A 2,301-nucleotide genomic window follows, 5' to 3' on the forward strand; every position below is an offset into this window, starting at 1 on the left:
GACTATAACCTTTCGATAGTGACGTTAACGGCATTGGCGGTGTTTCTGTTCTCACATATTTATTCCGCTCTCAAACAGGTAATGAAAGCAAAGACGGTGACGCCCAATCACATTATTGGTTCTATCTGTATTTACTTGTTGTTAGGGTTCGCTTGGTCGACTATCTACTTGTTGATTTTAGAAATCTTCCCTAATGCATTTAACGGGTTAGAAGAGCAAACCTGGCTGACCAACTTGTTCAATGCGATGTACTTTAGCTTTATCACCTTGACCACGGTTGGCTATGGCGACATATCACCGGCTTTGCCTATTGCTCAATTCTTTGTGTTCATGGAGTCCATTATCGGCAGTTTCTATTTAGCCATCATGGTCGCGAGCTTGGTGAGCATTCGACTTGCACAGTCTCAATCTTAAGTGCAATCTTTTTCATTTAAGTACCTGTATAAGTTAGAAGTCTGTTTTGTTGGAACAGGTGCAGTATGGGTTTTAATCGATGACCAGTTTTACCATTTAACGCCATGTGGATTAATAAGTAGCCAAAAGATAACGTATTGAGAGAATTTAAGTACGCACCTAGATATAACCTATCAAGTTACCGAAAAAACGAGGTTATATAGTGGTATGATCGCGGGCTCAGCACCATAAGTGATAAAGAATAGGAAACAGAATGACTCACCTTACAGAGCAGCAAGAAGCTGCAATGGCGACGTTTAAGGAAAACTTACACCTTCCAAACGGTGGTTTTCATAAACTGATTATCGAGCTAAGTAAGGAATATCAGCTGCCTTTCCAAAAGGTGCGTGCGGTTTTAAAGAAAGCTCAAAAAGATGTTGAACGACAGATACGAGAAGACTTTAACAGTGTTGATGACACAGTTCTGAGCCAAGAGAATTGGGTAAATATCATTAAGTCGAAGCTTGTTGAGTTAGCGGAAGAAAACCAAACGGTGATGGATAAGCTGCAACAAAACCTGAAGTATCAAAAAGTGTTGTCGGCAACCAATGGTTCAATCGCAAGTGAAAACGAGCGTGACGAGTTGATTGAAGAGTTGATTCAAGCTTATGAGAAAGAGGTGTTCAAACCTTTACTGGCGATGCTGCATACAACAAAGCTGTATTGGAAGTTAATGCTGGTGGATGAGACATGTAAGATGAATGAGGAGAATCGTGAGAAATTCAGCGATTACCCTCAACACATGCAAGCTGCAGAACACTTATATACTCTTGATCAAAAGTTAAGGTCGATGCCGTTAACTTATTAGTCCATGAATGCAATGACAATGACTCATTGGTGATTCAGAGTTTGATATAAGTTGGTTTCAATAGAAGCACGATAACCTAGCTAGCGTTAGCCGCGTGTGAAATGCAAAAAGGGCTAGGTTTCTGATCTGTTTTACTTCTACTCTATTTTGTTCTGCTAGAGCGAATTGAGGGTGACATCTTTTACATCTTTGGGACTAGGTGGTGTTTCTTTTGTAGCTTATGGGAAATGCTATAGGAGTGTGAAATGTCCTAGGGTGTTTCCGTTGCCTGAAACGATAGTTCCGATGCTTTCTCGTTCATTAAATTCAAAGTCGATGAGATAACTGTGATGTTGTAGCTTGGGCAATATGTGGCGGTGGAGTATATCGCTATTGAGCTGTCGAATCTCGGTGACCCATGAAATCTCTTCTTTGTGTAAGTCTATTTTAATCTTGAGCATTTATTACCTTTTAGTTTATTGACTGTTTTTTCGCGTGATAGTTGGTACCAATGGGTTTGTCGTGTTGTTCTGCGTGACATAACTGTGCCTTGTGTTTATTACATTTGTATTTAAGTGATCGATCTATTCTGACTTCGCTGATAAAAGAGCGAATGACGAGAGATCGGTAGTAGGATCGAATTTAAAAGCTATTGAATGACTATCTGGGTGAAAGCTGACGCAGAGATGGTGTAACGAGGGAATCGAGAACTGTCTATGTGGAACTTGGACTTACTTTAGCATTAACAGCTCTATAGATTAGAGCCAGGTGGCGAACTATACGCCTAGTTTTTTAAATTACAACCCTATTTCTAATTAAATTTAAAAATATTTTTGAATGATTTGCCGTCGCTTATTGATAGTTAAATGAACGAAGGACAGGGGATTGACCAAGGTATCTGACTGAGGCTCTGTTTTGCACCGCTTCGTATTCTTTGTCATTGGTGGTTTTAATTGAGGTATTAATTTAGTGGTGGTTAAGTGTCTGTTATACTTGGTCTTTACATTGTAAATTACAATTTGTGACTCTGAGGTTTAGCGTTGTAATTATGAGGTTTAGCG

General features: G+C 39.5%; 3 protein-coding genes. 2 read left to right on the forward strand and 1 reads right to left on the reverse strand.

Features of this window, described 5'->3' with window-relative positions:
• Positions 1-414, forward strand: a 414-nt coding sequence (locus tag AB4496_RS25490) for a potassium channel family protein (RefSeq protein ID WP_372132634.1), incomplete at its 5' end; no start/stop codon positions are given.
• 253 nt (positions 415-667) lie between these two features.
• Positions 668-1,261, forward strand: a complete 594-nt coding sequence (locus tag AB4496_RS25495) for a hypothetical protein (RefSeq protein WP_102257600.1) — start codon at positions 668-670, stop codon at positions 1,259-1,261.
• Between the two features lie 230 nt (positions 1,262-1,491).
• Here AB4496_RS25495 and AB4496_RS25500 read toward each other — a convergent pair whose 3' ends face one another.
• Entirely contained in the window at positions 1,492-1,701 is a 210-nt protein-coding gene (locus AB4496_RS25500; RefSeq protein WP_004731601.1) for a hypothetical protein, read from the reverse strand.
• Positions 1,702-2,301 lie beyond the last annotated feature (600 nt).

This window comes from Vibrio sp. 10N.222.46.A1 (assembly GCF_041473595.1).
In the GTDB taxonomy this organism is placed as follows: domain Bacteria; phylum Pseudomonadota; class Gammaproteobacteria; order Enterobacterales; family Vibrionaceae; genus Vibrio; species Vibrio tasmaniensis_A.